Here is a 14417-nt window from a genome sequence, read left to right as displayed (position 1 = left end):
CTCCTGGTCTAAGTAACTGAAGGCTTGCCTTACTTGGCAGCGCGACCGTAACTGAACGGAACCTGAGGAACAATGCCTACGTCTCACCTGCAGCGATGGCGGGAGCCTCGCCGGCGGCGCAGGAAACCTGAGAATCGCCTCAGAAGAAGGTCACGTAGCCAGTGAACGCCATTCCGAGAAAAGCGCCGCCAATTTATCCGAGCCGTCAACGTAGGCCCCCGCCATTGCCATTTGTTTGAAATAGTCAGCAAACGCCGTGAGGGGAGGGCTCGGTGAGCCGATCAGCAGTATGAGGATTGCCTAACCTAATAAGGCTAACCTAATTAGTGGCGCGCGTCGCTCGGAATAATCGGCGGGGGACTTCGTCGATCGGTACTGCGGAATAGCGCAATCCGGCAGCATTCGCGCAGCGGTCGGCCCGGGCCGAGGCTGGCAGTCAGAGATCAGGGTGATGTTCGTCACACGGGTCAGCGGTGCCGATGGGTCGAGCGTGGTGAGGTCGCCGAGGAGTCAGCGCGGTCCCGGAGTCGGTCAGTCGACCTGCCGCCGCTTGCGGTCGTTCTCGACCGCCTGCTGGTTCATGATTTCGTTGAGGTAATACTCCTGCGTGCCAGGCTGGTGCAGGTTGGGGATGTAGCCCGGCGCGTACGACTTGATCTTGCTGTAGTCCGTCTTGTCTTTCCTGAAGAACGTCAACACAAGTAGGGCGCCGTAAACGATGCCGAATATCCAGAGAAGAGCGGTAAAGAAGGGCCAACCCCAGGCGACTGCGCCGATCGCCGACACAAATAATGCGATGCCAGCACTGGGAAGAAAGAACAGAACCACCCCGGCCGCCGCGCCGCCTATGCCCAGCCGCGAATTCTTCTCTGCCATCATCAGATCCCCCCGTCGATTTGGTTAGGCATGCATCCTAACCGGATCAATCAGTGCGGGAGCGGCTACGGACGCGCGGCAGTTGTGGCCGGCGCGCCGCTGATCAAACTGGAGCCGGTGACGGGAATCGAACCCGCGTATTCAGCTTGGGAAGCTGATGTTCTGCCATTGAACTACACCGGCATGCTCGAACCGGAAGGCTAACACTGAACCGGACGGCGCAGGTCATCCGGGGCGTGACCGTCGAGTGTCGAGTTGTGGTCCCGCCTGTGGCGGCCAGGCGGTACATACGTCAACACTCGGCCGCACCCGCTGACCGCTACCCTCGACCCGTGCTGCTTTCCGACCGCGACATCCGGGCCGAGCTCGACGCCGGAAGGCTCGGCCTCGACCCGTTCGACGACAGTCTGATCCAGCCGTCCTCGGTCGACGTCCGCCTCGACAACCTGTTTCGGGTGTTCAACAACACCCGCTACACCCATATCGACCCGGCCCAGCGCCAGGACGATCTGACCAGCCTGGTGGAGCCCAAGGAGGGGGAGCCGTTCGTGCTGCATCCGGGCGAGTTCGTGCTCGGCGCCACGCTGGAACGGTGCACGTTGCCCGATGATCTCGCCGGCCGGCTGGAGGGCAAGTCCTCGCTCGGGCGCCTCGGGCTGCTCACGCACTCGACGGCGGGGTTCATCGACCCCGGTTTCTCGGGGCACATCACGCTGGAGTTGTCCAATGTAGCCAACCTGCCCATCACCCTGTGGCCGGGGATGAAGATCGGCCAGCTGTGTCTGCTGCGGCTGACCAGTCCCGCCGAGAACCCCTACGGCAGCGCCAGCGCGGGGTCGAAATACCAGGGCCAGCGCGGCCCCACGCCGTCGCGGTCCTACCAGAATTTCATCCGGTCGAACTGAGGAAACGTCGCTCGGTAGAACCGGGGAAACGTCACTGACGAAACACCTGTCACGCGAGTACGGTAGGAAACGCCTTCAGCGCGTCAGCTAACGGTGTGGCTGTAACGCCGCCGCTGACGACGCCGATGAAGTATCGAGGTGTCGGCTCGCCAGGCGGCTTCCCGGCGCGCACAACGTAACAGTGCAGCAAATCGTTTGGAGGGGTGGAGTGGACATCGTACTGGGTGTGTCGATGACACCTACGACGGTCCGCATGGTGCTGGTGGAAGGGAAGTCCGCCGACGGCGTCACCGTCGACCACGACGCTTTCGACGTCACGTCCACCGAGGCTCCGGCAAACGTCGCCGACCAAGTCGTCGCTGCCGTTCTCGGGACCCGGGAGAGCGCCGAGTCGGGCGGTCACCATTTGCATTCCATCGGCGTCGCCTGGAGTGATCACGCCGAGGCCGCCGACCTGCGCGACAAGCTGGCCGCCCACGGTATCGACGACGTCATGCTGGTCTCCGAGGGCCACGCCGCGGCCTCGCTCGCGCAGGCGGCCGGCCGCGCCGTCGGCTACGACACCACCGCGCTGCTGTTCATCAACCGCGACACCGCGACGCTGTCGGTGGTGCAGACCGAGGACGGCTCGGTGGTCAAGGTGCTCAGCCGCACCCTGCACAGCGCTGACGCGATGGCGGTGCTGACCGAGATGGCCGAGGCTGTCACCGCGCAGAGCGCCCCGCCGCAGGGGTTGTTCGTGGTCGGTTCGGGTGTCGACGTCAGCTCGGTCAAAGCGCACCTCGAACATCTCGTCGAGATGCCGGTGAACGCTCCCGACGATGCCGAACTCGCGCTGGCTCGCGGCGCCGCGCTGGCCTCGGCGGCCGCGCCTGCGTTCGAGGCCAGCACCGTGGGGTTGGCCTATTCGCAGGATCCCGACGAGGGACCTACCGCCGGTTCGCCCTACCCCGGCCTGGCCGGCGCCGAAACGCAGTTGGCCCCCGGGGTCGCGCCGGTGGTCGACGAGTTCGCTCCGACCGAGGCCCGTCCGGCGGAGCAGGAACGCACGCCATTCCTTCTTGTCGGCAGCGCGTTGTCGTCGATCTTCGTGATCGGCGTCGTCGCGCTGGTGATCTCGCTGGCGGTCAGTATCCGGCCGACCGCCGACGAGCGGCCCAGCCCCGCCGAGAGCGCTATCGTGCCCAACAGCCAGATCGCCCAACCGGCGCCCGCACAGGAGGCCCCGCCACCGGCCCCGGCGGCGGTTCCGGCGCCGCCGCCCGAGACGATCAAGCCACCGGTGCCGGTGGTGGCCGACGCGCCCCAGCCGGCGCCCGCTCCGCAGCAGGCCCCGCGCACCGTATTCGTCGAGAACGCGCCGGCGCCCGTTCCGGCCGCGCCGCCGCCGGCCCCGGTGGCGCCGCCCCCCGCGCCCGTACCCGTGGTGGCCCCGCCCGTCGTGGTGCCCCCACCGGTGATCGTCGCCCCGCCCCGGCAGTGGCCCCGCTGGGTTCCACCCCAGGCCACCCGCACCGTCGAACCCACCACACCGCAGGAGCCCTGGCGGCCGCCGTGGGATGACGACGATGACGACTCGCCCGCCAGGCCCACGACACCGACCAGGCCCACGGTGCCGACACTGCCGAGCCTGCCGACCCAGACCGCCCAACCCACCGTGGTACCGACGGTTCCGAAGGCGCCCCAGACACCGAAATGGCCGGGCAGCGGCTCGAGTTCGGCCGGCAACAGCCGGGGAGGCGGAGATTCCGGTCGCGGATCGTCCCGGGGTGACTCCGGGAGCCGGGTGCCCGGCGACATCAACGGCGACGGATGTTTCCTGATCTTCTGCGCGCCGGGCGGCGGGCGCGGGTAACAACCGTCACCTGCCGTTGGCCTGACGCTCGGTGTCGGGTAGCAAAGCAGACACCGGTGCCGCTTAGAGAAGCGGTATGCGATGCACCGTCTTCGGCACCGGTTATCTCGGCGCCACCCACGCCGCCGGCATGGCCGAGCTGGGTCACCACGTCCTGGGCGTGGACATCGACCCCGCCAAGATCGCCAAGTTGGCCGACGGGGAAGTGCCGTTCTACGAACCGGGTCTGCCAGAGGTGTTGCGGCGCAACATCGATGCCGGACGGTTGCGCTTCACCACCGACTACGCCGAGGCCGCGGACTTCGCCGAGGTGCATTTCCTGGGCGTCGGGACGCCGCAGAAGAAGGGCGAGTACGGCGCCGATCTGCGCCACGTGCACGCCGTGGTGGACACCCTGGCGCCGCTGCTGTCGCGTCCGGCGGTGATCGTCGGCAAGTCGACCGTCCCGGTCGGCACGGCCGCCGAACTGGCGCGACGCGCCCGCGCGCTGACCGAGGTCGACGTCGAAGTCGCCTGGAACCCGGAGTTCCTGCGCGAAGGCTTCGCCGTGCACGACACGCTGCACCCGGACCGCATCGTCGTCGGCGTCGCGCCCGACTCGACGCTGGCCGAGGCCGCGATCCGCGCGCTCTACGCCCCTCTGCTCGGCGCCGGCGTCCCGTTCCTTGTCACCGACTGGCAGACCGCCGAACTGGTCAAGGTGTCGGCCAACGCGTTCCTGGCCACCAAGATCTCGTTCATCAACGCCATCGCCGAGGTCTGCGAAGCCGCCGACGCCGACGTCACCCTGTTGGCCGACGCGCTCGGCTACGACGCGCGCATCGGGCGCCGGTTCCTCAACGCCGGTCTCGGTTTCGGCGGCGGCTGCCTGCCGAAAGACATCCGCGCGTTCATGGCGCGCGCCGGCGAACTCGGCGCCAACGAGGCGCTGACGTTCCTGCGGGAGGTCGACAGCATCAACATGCGCCGGCGCAGCCGGATGGTCGAGCTGGCCACCGCGGCGTGCGGCGGATCCCTACTCGGGGCCACCGTCGCGGTGCTGGGCGCGGCCTTCAAACCCGACTCCGACGACGTGCGCGACTCGCCGGCACTCAACGTCGCCGGCCTGCTGCAACTGCACGGTGCCACCGTCACCGTCTACGACCCCAAGGCGATGGAGAATTCCCGGCGGTTGTTCCCGACCCTGAGCTATGCGACGTCGGCGCTGGAGGCCTGCGAACGCGCCGACGCCGTGCTGGTGCTCACCGAATGGCCGGAGTTCGTCGGCCTGGACCCGGCCGCGCTGAGCCCGGTGGTGCGCGCGAAAGTCGTTGTCGACGGCCGCAATTGCCTCGATCTGCGGCGCTGGCAACAGGCAGGCTGGCGGGCCTACGCGCTGGGCCGTAACGTCGGGTCGTGCCCGTCTATGCGCTGAACCTGTTCGACATCGCCGACCGCGAGGAGTACCTGGCCTACGCGAAACGCTCCCCGGCCGAGGTCGCCAAGCACGGCGGTCGGGTGGTGGCGCTCGGCCGCTTCCGCGAATCCGTCACCGGCGACGTGTCACCACGCACCGTGCTGATCCTCGTCGAATGGGATTCGCCGGAGGCGTTCACCAGCTACCGCGACGACCCTGACCTGGCCGACCTGCACGCCCACCGGGAGAACGGCTCGTCGTCCTACATCTGGCACCTGTTCGACCGGTTGGACGACTTGCGCCCCCTGCTTAAGCTCGAGTGATGGCAGGCGATCGGTTACGGCACCGGGTGCGCTGGCTGGCGCTGCACGGCGTGATCCGCGGGATGTCACGGCTCGGTGCGCGCCGCGACGGCGATCCGCAGGCGCGGTTGATCGCCGACCCCACCGTGCGCGACGACCCGGCCGCGTTCGGTGAGGAACTACGGGCCCGCGGCCCGGTCGTCCGCTGCCGCGCAGTGCTGATGACCGCCGACCACCAGGTGGCCAGTGACCTGCTGCGTTCCGACGACTTCCGCGTCTCCGCGCTGGGCTCCGGGCTGCCCGCACCGCTGCGCTGGGTCAACCGCAAAACCCATCCGGGCCTGCTGCACCCCATCGAACCGCCGTCGCTGCTGAGCATCGAACCACCTGATCACACCCGGTGTCGCAAGTTGGTGTCCTCGGTGTTCACCACCCGCGCGGTCACCGCGCTGCGCGACCGCGTCCAGGACACCGCCGACCGTCTGCTCGACGACCTGCAACGTCAGACCGGGAACGTCGACATCGTCGCCGAATACTGCTCGCAGCTGCCCGTCGCGGTGATCAGCGACATCCTCGGCGTCCCCGAGCAGGACCGCCAGCAGATCCTGCAGTTCGGTGAACTCGGCGCCCCGAGCCTGGACATCGGCCTGTCCTGGCCGCAATACCAGCAGGTGCATCAGGGCCTCGTCGGGTTCAACGAGTGGCTCACCGGCCATCTCGACCACCTGCGCCGACACCCGGGTGATGATCTGATGAGCCAGCTCATCCGGGCCAGCCAGGACTCCGAGGAGTCGGCGCGGCTGTCCGAGCGTGAACTGCAGGCCACCGCCGGGCTGGTGCTCGCCGCCGGGTTCGAAACCACGGTCAACCTGCTCGGCAACGGCATCCGGCTGTTGCTCGAGCATCCCGAGCACCTCGAGACCCTGGCCGAGCAGCCACAGCTGTGGCCGACCGCGGTCGAGGAGATTCTGCGGCTGGACTCCCCGGTGCAGATGAGCGCACGCATCGCGCGCCGCGACGTCGAGGTCGCAGGCACGGCGATCCGCCGCGGCGAGCTGGTCATCATCTACCTGGCCGGGGCCAACCGCGACCCCGCGGTGTTCACCGATCCGAACCGGCTGGACCTGGAACGCGACAACGCCGGCCGGCACCTGTCGTTCTCCGGCGGCCGGCACTTCTGCCTGGGCGCGGCACTGGCCCGCGCCGAGGGCGAAGTGGGCCTGCGGACGTTCTTCGAACGCTTCCCCGACGCACGGCTGGCGGGGTCCGGCAGCCGGCGCGACACCCGGGTGCTGCGGGGCTGGGCAACATTGCCGATCAGCCTTGGGACGGCGCGGGCCGCGCTAGGTTCGTGACGTGGACTTCCGAGCAGCCCTGCTCGAGCAGACTCGAGCTTTCGGTGACCTGATCCGATCGGGAGACCCGGCGACGCCCGTCCCGACTTGCGGCGAATGGGACCTCAAGCAGCTGTTCCGGCATGTCGGGCGCGGGAACCGTTGGGCCGCACAGATCATCGCGCAACGACTTAACGAACCGTTGGACCCGCGCGAGGTGCGAGACGGCCGGCCGCCCGATGACATCGACAGCGCCATCGCCTGGCTGCAGCAGGGCGCCGAACTGATCATCGACGCCGTCGACCGGGCCAGCAGCGAGGCGCGGGTGTGGACGTTCGTCGGTCTCCGGCGGCCGGGGTGGTGGCTGCGACGCCGGCTGCACGAGACCGTCGTGCACCGCGCCGACGCGGCCCTGGCGCTGGGCGCCGACGTCGGCATCACCGCCGACCTGGCCGCCGACGGTCTCTCGGAGTGGATCGAGCTGGCCTGCGTGGACAAACGCCACCCACCGGCGCTGGATCCGGGGCTGTCGATCCACCTGCACGCCACCGACGAATCGCTCGGGCCGACGGGGGAGTGGACCATCGTCCACGACGACGACGGCCTGTGGTGGTCGCACAACCACGGCAAGAGCACCGTCGCGCTGCGCGGTCCCGCCGAAGGCCTGTTGCTGGCCGCGCTGCGCCGCAGGTCCGCCGCCGACGCCGGCCTGGAGGTTTTCGGCGACCAGGCGGTCTGGGACAGCTGGCTCGAACGCACCCCGTTCTGAAAGTGAAGTAACTTCGACGAGATGACCACCTCCGAGATGGCCACCGTTCTCGCGTGGCACGACGCACTCAACGCCGGCGACACCGACACCTTGCTCGAATTGTCCAGCCCCGACATCGAAATCGGTGACGCCGACGGCGCCGGTCAGGGGCACGCCGCGCTGCGGGACTGGACCCGGTCGGTGGACGGCCGGATCGAGCCGGGCCGCATGTACATCCGAGACGGCGTCGTCGTCGTCGAGCAGCAGATCATCTCGGTGACCGGGGAGAGCGGGTCGGCGGCGTCGGCGTTCCGGGTGGTCCACGACCACGTCACGTCGGTGTTCCGGCACGACGACCTCGCCGCCGCGATGGCCGCGACCGGGCTGACCGAGGAGGACCTGACCGGCTGATGCGCGGAATCATCCTGGCGGGAGGCTCGGGCACCCGGCTGTACCCGATCACGATGGGCGCGAGTAAACAGCTGCTACCGGTCTACGACAAGCCGCTGATCTACTACCCGCTGTCCACGCTGATCATGGCGGGCATTCGCGACATCCTGGTGATCACCACCGCCCACGATGCCGCGGCGTTCCACCGATTGCTCGGCGACGGCTCGGCTTTCGGCATCAACCTGAGCTATGCCGTGCAACCCGAGCCGGAAGGTCTGGCCCAGGCATTCGTCATCGGTGCCGACCACATCGGGACCGACACCGTGGCATTGGTGCTGGGCGACAACGTGTTCTACGGACCCGGGCTGGGCACCAGCCTGGCACGCTTCCAAAACGTCAGCGGTGGAGCCATTTTCGCCTACTGGGTCGCCGACCCGAGCGCCTACGGCGTGGTCGAGTTCTCCGCCGACGGCACCGCGCTGTCCATGGAGGAGAAACCGGTTGCCCCGAAGTCCCACTATGCGGTGCCGGGACTGTACTTCTACGACAACGACGTCGTCGAGATCGCCCGGTCGCTGCGCAAATCCGCCCGCGGTGAGTACGAGATCACCGAGATCAACCAGACCTACCTCGACCAGGGCCGGCTCGGCGTCGAAGTGCTCGCCCGGGGCACCGCCTGGCTGGACACCGGCACGTTCGACTCCCTGCTGGACGCCAGTGATTTCGTCCGCACCATCGAACGCCGGCAGGGCCTCAAGATCAGCGTGCCCGAAGAGGCCGCGTGGCGGGTGGGCTTCATCGACGACGACCAACTGGCCGCGCGGGCCCGCAGCCTGACCAAGTCCGGATACGGCGCCTACCTGCTGGAGCTACTGCAGCGTTAGACCAGCCCCGAGCTCGCTCAGCGCCTCGGCGTCGCGAGCACTGCCGCGATGCCGGTGGTCAACGGCACCGACAGGGCCAGCGCGATCCCGCCGACCGCCGAGCGGGCGATCTCGATGGCCACGCTCTCGCTGGTGAGCACGTCGCCCAGCGACCGGTTGGCGACGCTGAACAACAAAAGCAGCGGCAGCGCGCTGCCGGCATAGGCCAGCACCAGCGTGTAGACGGTGCTGGCGATGTGGTCGCGGCCCACCCGCATCGCGCCGGTGAACACGGCGCGCCGATCGGACCGCTCCAGGCCGGCCAGTTCGAACACGGTCGAGGCCTGGGTGACGGTGACGTCGTTGAGCACACCGAGCGAGCCGATGATGAACCCGGCCAGCAGCAGCCCGGTGATCGACACGTCGCCCAGGTACGCGGCGACCTGATTGTTCTGGTCCTCCGACAGCCCCGTCAGGTGCGCGAATTCGATCGCCGCCCAGGACAGTCCGGCGGCCAGCAGCAGCGACGTCAGCGTGCCGAGCAGCGCGGCGCTGGTGCGCAGACTCACGCCGTGGGCCAGGTAGAGCACCGCGTAGAGGATGGCCGCGGACGCCACCAGCGCCACCGGGATCGCGGGCGCGCCGTCGCGCAGCGCCGGCAGCAGGAACACCACCAACACCGCGAACGCGATCACGATGCCGATCAGTGCCCGCAGCCCTCGCCACCGCGCCACCGCCACCACGATCACCGCGAACGCCAATGCCAGCACCGCCAGCGGCCAACCGCGCTGGTAGTCGTAGAACGAATAGGTGGTCGCCCCAGCGCCGTCGACCGCTCTGCTGATCCGCACGTCGTCGCCGGCGACCAGTCGCGGCTGCCCGCCGCCGCCGCTGAACTCCAACAGCGTCCTGGCCCCCTGGTTCGGGCCGGATTCGATGGCGACGAGCGTCTGCACGCAATCGGTGGTGCCCTCGCGGGCGGGCAGGGGATCGGCGGTCAACACGGCCCCGATCGACGGGCTGCCGCACGTGGCGGTGGTGGTGGACAGCACCCGCCCGGACTCGGTGGTGACCGCGCCCCCGGCCGCGTTCTGGAACGGCAGCGGGATTTCGGCCTGTGCGCCGCTGGGCCACAGCAGCGCGGCCCCGGCGATCACCGCGACACCGCACGCCACCAGCAATCCGACCACGACCCGGGCGGCCAGCGGTCCCAGCGGGGACGGTCCGCTCAGCGAGTGGGAATGACTGTGTGCCACTGCCTCACTGCCGATAGCTGACCAGGAAGTTGCCCAGCCGTTCGATCGCAGCCGAGAGGTCCCGCGCCCACGGCAGCGTCACGATGCGCAGGTGATCTGGTGTGGGCCAATTGAATCCGGTGCCCTGGACGACCAGGATCTTCTCCTGCAGCAGCAGGTCGAGCACCAGTTGCTCGTCGTCGACGATGTCGTAGACCTCGGGATCCAGCCGCGGGAACGCGTACAGCGCGCCCTGCGGTTTGACGCACGAGACGCCGGGGATCTCGTTGAGCTTCTCCCACGCGACATCGCGCTGCTCGAGCAGTCGGCCCCCGGGCAGCACCAGATCCTCGATGCTCTGGTGTCCGCCGAGGGCCACCTGAATGGCGTGCTGCGCCGGCACATTCGGGCACAGCCGCATGTTGGCCAGCAGGCTGATGCCCTCGATGAAGCTGGTCGCGTGTTCCTTGGGTCCGGTGATCACGAGCCAGCCGGAGCGGTAGCCCGCCACCCGGTAGGCCTTCGACAGCCCGTTGAACGTCAGCGTCAGCACGTCCGGGGCGACCGAGGCCATGGAGATGTGTTTGGCGTCGTCGTAGAGGATCTTGTCGTAGATCTCATCGGCGAGCAGCAGCAGTTGGTGCTCGCGCGCGAGATCGGCGATCCGTTCCAGCGTTTCCCGGCTGTACACCGCGCCCGTCGGGTTGTTCGGGTTGATCACCACGATCGCCTTGGTGCGTTCGGTGATCTTCGATTCGATGTCGGCCACATCGGGGTTCCAGCCCTGGGTCTCGTCGCACAGATAGTGCACCGGGGTGCCACCGGCCAGCGACGTGCACGCCGTCCACAACGGATAGTCGGGCGCCGGGATGAGGACCTGGTCGCCGTTGTCGAGCAGCGCCTGCAGCGTCATCTGGATCAGCTCGGAGGCACCGTTGCCCAGGTAGACGTCGTCGATGTCGAAACGCGGGAACCCGTCCACCAATTCGTAGCGGGTGAACACCGCGCGGCGCGCACTGACGATGCCCTTGGAGTCGGAGTACCCCTGCGCATACGGCAGGGCCGCGATGATGTCGCGCATGATCACATCGGGTGCCTCGAAGCCGAACGGCGCCGGGTTGCCGATGTTGAGTTTGAGGATCCGGTGGCCTTCGGCCTCCAGCCGTGAGGCGTGTTCGTGTACGGGACCACGGATCTCGTACAGCACGTCCTGCAACTTGGACGACTGCGCGAACTCGCGCGGGCGCGCGTGCTGGCCACTTGCCGTGTGCCACGGCGCCTGATGGGTACTCACGTCACCCATGATCGCACCGCCGTCCAGTCAAATATGCCGCGAGGCTGCTCAGCGCCGGCCCGGGCGGCGGGCGCCCTTGGCGATCCCCAGGCCCTTGACCGGCGGTTCGTCGCCGACGACGCGGCCGTCGTCACCCTGTGAGCCGTTCGGCGACGACTCGGGCTCGGCCGATGCGTCCGCGGGTGCCGACCCGGCCGGAGCCTCGGGTGCCGACGCTGCCGGAGCCGCCGGCTCGGGAGCGGGCTTGGGTGCCGCGGCGGGAGCCTTCTTGGCGCCCGGCCGACGGGCCCCGGGGGCGATGCCGAGGCCCTTGACCTCCGGTTCCGGCGTGGCCGCCAGGCCGCGGTCGGAGTCGGCGGTGTCAGCGGCTTCCGTGCCGGCCTCGGCCTGGTCCGGGTCCACGTTGGGCGGCTGCACCACGGTGCTTGCACCCTCGTTGGGCGGGGCGGCCGCGGCCTTCTTCTTGGCGCCGGGTCGCTTGGCGCCGCCGGCGATGCCGAGGCCCTTGACCTCAGGCTCCGGCTTGGCCTCGGCCGCAGGTGCTGCCTCGGCCTTCGGCGCCTCCGCCGCCGGGGCGGCCTGCTTCTTGGCGCCGGGGCGCTTCGCACCGCCGGCGATGCCGAGTCCCTTGACCTCGGGTTCGGCTTTGGCAGGCTCCGCGGCGGTGGTGCTCTCGGCGGCCGGGGCGGCCTTCTTGGCGCCGGGTCGCTTGGCGCCGCCGGCGATCCCGAGGCCCTTGGCGGGCGCGGCCACCGTGGGCTTGGGCTCGGTGGCCGTGTCGGCCTTGGCCTCGGCCGGTTCCGGCGCCGCCTCCTCCTCGGCTTCGGGCACCTCGGTCTTCGCCGGCGCTGCCGCGGCCAGCCGAGCTGCGCGCTCCTCGGATTCCTTTGCCGCCGTGCCTTTTTCGGGCAGGGTGACGTTGCTCTTGTCCAGCGAGCCCAGCAGCAGCTGAGCCACGTCGAGCACCTCGGCCTTCTCCACCTCGCGCGCGGCGGAGACCTCGTCGACGCCATCGGTGATCATCACCCGGCAGAATGGACAGCCGGTGGCGATGGTGTTCGCGGTATCCATCGCTTCTTCGGTGCGCTCGGTGTTGACGCGCTTGCCGATGTGCTCTTCCATCCACATCCGCGCACCGCCGGCGCCGCAGCACAGGCCTCGGTCGGCGTGGCGCGGCATCTCGGTGAGCTTGGCGCCGGAGGCGCCGATCAGCTCACGAGGGGCCGAGTACTCCTTGTTGTGCCGGCCGAGGTAGCACGGGTCGTGGTAGGTGATGTCCATCCCGCCATCGGCCGGCTTGACCGGGATCAGCTTCTTGTCCCGCACCAGCCGGTTGAGCAGCTGGGTGTGGTGCAGCACGGTGTAGTTGCCGCCGACCTGCGGGTACTCCCGGCCCAGCGTGTTGAAGCAGTGCGGGCAGGTGACGACGACCTTGCGGTCCACCCGCTCGGTGCCCTCGAACAACTCGTTGAGCGTCTCCACGTTCTGGGCGGCCAGCTGCTGGAAGAGGAACTCGTTGCCCGAGCGGCGGGCCGAGTCGCCGTTACAGGTCTCGCCTTCGCCCAGCACCAGGTACTTCACCCCGGCAGCAGCCAACAGTTCGGCCACCGCCTTGGTGGTCTTCTTGGCGCGGTCTTCGTAGGCGCCGGCGCAGCCGACCCAGAACAGGTACTCGTAGCCGTCGAACGACTCGACGTCCTTGCCGTAGACCGGCACGTCGAAATCGACCTCGTCGATCCAGTTCGTCCGGTCTTTGGCGTTCTGGCCCCACGGGTTGCCCTTGGTCTCCAGGTTCTTGAACAGCACGCCGAGCTCACCGGGGAACTCCGACTCCATCATCACCTGGTAGCGGCGCATGTCGACGATGTGGTCGATGTGCTCGATGTCCACCGGGCACTGCTCGACACACGCACCGCAGGTCGTGCAGGACCACAGCACGTCCGGATCGATGACGCCGCCCTGCTCGGCGGTGCCGACCAGCGGCCGGGTGGCCTGCAGCGGCGAGTCCGCCGGGATACGCTCGAAGCCCGACTCCGGGACGTGCTCGTGGGAGTGCTTCTCGCTCTCCTTCTCCCCGCGGACCTCTTCGCCCAGCCCACCCTCGGGGGTGTTCTCCAGCGGCGACTCCTTGCCGTCGAGGAAGTACGGCGCCTTCGCGAACATGTGATCGCGCAGGTTCATGATCACGAGCTTGGGCGACAGCGGCTTGCCGGTGTTCCACGCCGGGCACTGCGACTGGCAGCGTCCGCACTCGGTGCAGGTGGTGAAGTCGAGGTAGCCCTTCCACGTGAAGTCCTCGATCTTGCCGCGGCCCAGCACGGCATCCTCGGCCGGATCCTCGAAGTCGACGATCTCGCCGTGGGACTCCACCGGCAGCAGCGGGCCCAGGCCGTCGGGCATCCGCTTGAAGGTGACGTTGATCGGGGCCAGCCCGATGTGCAGGTGCTTGGAGTGCAGCACGATCAGCAGGAACACCAGCATGACGGCGATGTGGCCGAGCAGCGCGATGGTCTCGATCCACTCGTTGGCGGATTCGCCGAGTGGCCGCATGATCGCGCCCATCAACTGGGAGAAGAACGCGCCGTTGCCGTAGGGCAGGTTGCCCACCACGGCTGCGGCGCCGCGGACCAGCGCATAGGTCCAGATGACGTTGAAGATCATGAACAGGATCAGCCACGCGCCACCGGTGTGGCTGCCGTAGAAACGCGAGTCACGGCCGTGCTGCTTGGGTTCCTGCCGCAACCGGATGATCGCGAAGGTGATGATGCCGAGCAGCACCGCGACGGCGAAGAAGTCCTGCAGGAAGCCCAGCGCGTCCCAGGTGCCGATCAGCGGGATGTGGAAGTCGTGGTCGAAGAGCAGACCGTAGGCCTCGAGGTAGACGCTGGCCAGGATGAAGAAGCCCCACATCGTGAAGAAGTGGGCGAGACCGGGCAGCGACCACTTCAGCAGGCGGGTCTGTCCGAAGACTTCTTCGACCTGGGTGGTGATGCGTTTGCCCAGGTTGTCTTTGCGGTTGTTGGCTTCGCTCATCGGTTGGCCGGAGCGGATGAGCTTGGTCAGCCACAACACGCGTTTGGCGGCGAGTGCGGCGACGACCGCGGTCATCAGCAGTCCGACGATCAACCTGATCAGCATCTGCGTATCCACGCGGGCCTCCGGTCTTCTTGTTACCCGTCGGTAACTTAGACGTGGTTACTGGTGAGTAACTTTTGCTCT

At 68.4% G+C, this 14417-nt stretch carries 12 protein-coding genes and 1 tRNA gene; 8 read left to right on the top strand and 5 right to left on the bottom strand.

From position 1 onward, the window contains the following. Positions 1–531 precede the first annotated feature (531 nt). Together G6N31_RS19430 and G6N31_RS19425 are read right to left on the bottom strand one after the other, a co-directional pair. Positions 532–879 carry a phage holin family protein gene (locus G6N31_RS19430; RefSeq protein ID WP_098000581.1) on the bottom strand — a complete coding sequence of 116 codons (348 nt, stop codon included), beginning with the start codon at positions 877–879 and terminating at the stop codon, positions 532–534. Between the two features lie 106 nt (positions 880–985). Continuing rightward, positions 986–1059, bottom strand: a tRNA-Gly gene (locus G6N31_RS19425). Positions 1060–1208: 149 nt separating this feature from the next. On the opposite strand from G6N31_RS19425, the gene dcd reads away from it, so the two are divergent. From dcd to rfbA, 8 genes are all read left to right on the top strand, one after another. Further along, positions 1209–1781 (top strand): dCTP deaminase, encoded by a 573-nt coding sequence (gene dcd, locus G6N31_RS19420; protein WP_098000583.1) that lies wholly within the window; start codon positions 1209–1211, stop codon positions 1779–1781. Positions 1782–1989: 208 nt separating this feature from the next. After that, positions 1990–3636 (top strand): DUF7159 family protein, encoded by a 1647-nt coding sequence (locus tag G6N31_RS19415; protein WP_163722268.1) that lies wholly within the window; start codon positions 1990–1992, stop codon positions 3634–3636. A gap of 76 nt (positions 3637–3712) precedes the next feature. Continuing rightward, the gene (locus tag G6N31_RS19410) at positions 3713–5050 is read left to right on the top strand and encodes a UDP-glucose dehydrogenase family protein (RefSeq protein ID WP_098006340.1); all 1338 of its coding nucleotides are present in this window, start codon (positions 3713–3715) and stop codon (positions 5048–5050) included. Next, positions 5032–5355, top strand: coding sequence for a DUF1330 domain-containing protein (locus tag G6N31_RS19405; RefSeq protein ID WP_098006338.1), 324 nt, complete (start codon positions 5032–5034; stop codon positions 5353–5355). The genes G6N31_RS19410 and G6N31_RS19405 overlap by 19 nt, the downstream gene beginning before the upstream one ends. Beyond that, positions 5355–6689 (top strand): cytochrome P450, encoded by a 1335-nt coding sequence (locus G6N31_RS19400; protein ID WP_098006335.1) that lies wholly within the window; start codon positions 5355–5357, stop codon positions 6687–6689. Before G6N31_RS19405 ends, G6N31_RS19400 begins: the two co-directional genes overlap by 1 nt. A 1-nt stretch (position 6690) precedes the next feature. After that, positions 6691–7437, top strand: a complete 747-nt coding sequence (locus G6N31_RS19395; RefSeq protein ID WP_098006333.1) for a maleylpyruvate isomerase family mycothiol-dependent enzyme — start codon at positions 6691–6693, stop codon at positions 7435–7437. A gap of 21 nt (positions 7438–7458) precedes the next feature. Then, positions 7459–7827, top strand: coding sequence for a nuclear transport factor 2 family protein (locus G6N31_RS19390; RefSeq protein WP_098006332.1), 369 nt, complete (start codon positions 7459–7461; stop codon positions 7825–7827). After that, entirely contained in the window at positions 7827–8690 is an 864-nt protein-coding gene (rfbA, locus tag G6N31_RS19385; RefSeq protein ID WP_098006330.1) for a glucose-1-phosphate thymidylyltransferase RfbA, read from the top strand. The genes G6N31_RS19390 and rfbA overlap by 1 nt, the downstream gene beginning before the upstream one ends. A gap of 17 nt (positions 8691–8707) precedes the next feature. Here the strand turns inward: rfbA and G6N31_RS19380 are convergent, their stop codons facing one another. The 3 genes from G6N31_RS19380 to G6N31_RS19370 are packed head-to-tail and all read right to left on the bottom strand — an operon-like array spanning position 8708 to position 14348. Then, positions 8708–9925, bottom strand: a complete 1218-nt coding sequence (locus G6N31_RS19380; protein ID WP_234815484.1) for a YibE/F family protein — start codon at positions 9923–9925, stop codon at positions 8708–8710. A gap of 4 nt (positions 9926–9929) precedes the next feature. After that, positions 9930–11207: a pyridoxal phosphate-dependent aminotransferase gene (locus G6N31_RS19375; RefSeq protein ID WP_098006325.1), complete on the bottom strand. Its 1278-nt coding sequence runs from the start codon at positions 11205–11207 to the stop codon at positions 9930–9932. Positions 11208–11246: 39 nt separating this feature from the next. Beyond that, a complete protein-coding gene (locus tag G6N31_RS19370; RefSeq protein ID WP_098006324.1) occupies positions 11247–14348 on the bottom strand; it encodes a (Fe-S)-binding protein in 3102 nt (1033 codons plus the stop codon). Positions 14349–14417: the final 69 nt, after the last annotated feature.

Source organism: Mycolicibacterium duvalii, assembly GCF_010726645.1.
In the GTDB taxonomy this organism is placed as follows: Bacteria; Actinomycetota; Actinomycetes; order Mycobacteriales; family Mycobacteriaceae; genus Mycobacterium; species Mycobacterium duvalii.
Note: the sequence above shows the minus strand (reverse complement) of the source record. Positions and strands in the feature narration are given on the sequence as shown.